Raw genomic sequence first — 2,205 nt, 5'->3', positions numbered from 1 at the left:
ACACCTTGACTGTTATGGCAAGTGAGGTGAACTAGTATGTTTCGATTAACCAATAAGTTGGCCATATCCAACTTAATCAAAAACCGCAAACTCTATTATCCGTTTGCTTTGTCTGTCATTTTGGCAGTCACAATTAGCTATCTCTTTTACTCCCTAGCCTTTAATCCTAAAATTGTGGATTTACGTGGTGCATCTGCTATACAATTTACCCTACAACTAGGGCTTGTCGTTGTGACACTTGCATCTGCCATTATCGTTCTTTATGCCAACAGTTTTGTCATGAAAAATCGCTCCAAAGAACTGGGTGTATATGGCATGCTGGGCTTAGAAAAACGCCACTTGATTGGTATGACCTTTAAGGAACTCTTGATATTTGGGCTAGTAACAGTCACTGCCGGAATTGGGATTGGTGCCCTCTTTGATAATCTGATTTTCGCTTTGCTACTTAAACTTGCAAAGATGAAGGTAGAGTTAGTTGCAACTTTCCAATGGTCCGTAGTGCTTTCAATCCTTCTGGTATTCGGTTTTATCTTTTTAGTCATCGTTTTCCTGAACGCTGTACGCATTATCCGTATGGATGCTCTCCAGCTTTCTAGAGAAAAAGCGAAGGGTGAGAAGAAGGGGCGTTTCCTAGTTCTTCAGACACTTGTAGGGCTAATGGCTCTGGGAAGTGGTTACTACCTAGCACTAAGCGTAACAGATGCTTTCAAAGCTGTCGCTACTTTCTTTATTGCGGTTATGTTAGTTATTGTAGGGACCTATCTCTTATTCAATGCTGGTATTACAGTTTTCTTACAGTTGCTCAAGAAAAATAAGAGATATTACTACCAACCCAATAACCTCATCTCTGTTTCTAACCTTATCTTTCGTATGAAGAAAAATGCTGTCGGATTAGCAACCATTGCCATCCTTTCAACCATGGTTTTAGTTACTATGTCAGCAGCTACTAGTATCTACAACGGATCTGAGAATATGAAAAAACTCATGTATCCTCACGATTTTGATGTTAAGGGACAACATGTAGAAGTTGAAGATTTAGACAAGCTTTTGACTCAATACGCTAGCGAAAAGAACCTAACCATCAGCAATAAGGACGTCCTCAGTTATGCAAGTTTCGGTCTTTCGAGTCAAGAGGGGACCAAATTAACCATCTTTGAAAAAGGGCAAAACAATGTCATGCCTAAGACGGTCTTCTTAGTTTTCGACCAAAAAGATTACGAAAAGATGACTGGTCAGAAATTGAACCTCACTGGAGATGAAGTAGGGCTATGGGCTCGAAACGACCAACTTAAAGATCAGAAAGCATTTAGTCTGAACAATCAGAACTATACAATCAAGGAAGCAATCCAGCAGGATTTTATTGCCAATCATGTTTCTAATCCCTATGTACTATTGGTATCGGATTATAACTATCTTGTAGTAGCTGATATTCAAAGTTTTTTGGAACAGTACCAGGATTCAGCTGTATACACACAGCTCTACGGTGGTATGGATGTAACAGCTAGTCTAGAGGAACAGTTAAAGCTATCTGATGATTTTGAGGAGTTTGTAAATAATTTTAGTCATAATCTCAAAAATGAAGACGGCATGGTTTATGGTGGAGGCACTGCAAGTGACGCAATTGCCCAAATGAATGCTCTCTTTGGAGGAGTTCTCTTTATTGGTATTTTCCTCTCTATCATCTTTATGATTGGAACTGTACTCGTTATCTACTATAAACAAATCTCAGAAGGTTATGAGGATCGTGAACGCTTTGTCATCCTACAAAAAGTGGGCTTGGATCAAAAACAAATCAAACAAACCATTAACAAGCAGGTCTTGACTGTTTTCTTCCTCCCTGTAATCTTTGCTTTCCTACACTTGGCTTTTGCCTATCATATGTTAAGTTTGATTCTTAAGGTCATTGGGGTAGTAGATACAGCTATGATGTTAAGTGTAACACTTTCTATTTGTGGTATCTTTGCCCTCATCTACGTACTTATCTTTATGATTACTTCAAGAAGCTATCGTAGAATTGTTCAAATGTAAAAACAGAAACATCAAAAAAGAGAGTGGGACAGAAATCGTTAATTCGTTAGAATTCGATTTCGTTGTCCCACCTCCGCACAGTTGAGTAGGACTGTAAAATCTGATGAAATCAGCGTAGTAGAGCCCACTCAACCACTGCGTCTTGCTCGACAATCCAAAGACAATTGAGAGGCTAGG

1 protein-coding gene is annotated in these 2,205 nt (G+C 39.1%); it reads left to right on the top strand.

All coding sequences use genetic code 11. From position 1 onward, the window contains the following. Window positions 1-36: 36 nt before the first annotated feature. Entirely contained in the window at window positions 37-2,028 is a 1,992-nt protein-coding gene (locus I1J71_RS08550) for an ABC transporter permease (protein ID WP_195184451.1), read from the top strand. The last annotated feature ends 177 nt before the right edge of the window (window positions 2,029-2,205 follow it).

Origin of the sequence: Streptococcus infantis, assembly GCF_015546995.1 — a bacterium.
GTDB lineage: Bacteria > Bacillota > Bacilli > Lactobacillales > Streptococcaceae > Streptococcus > Streptococcus infantis_J.
Note: the sequence above shows the minus strand (reverse complement) of the source record. Positions and strands in the feature narration are given on the sequence as shown.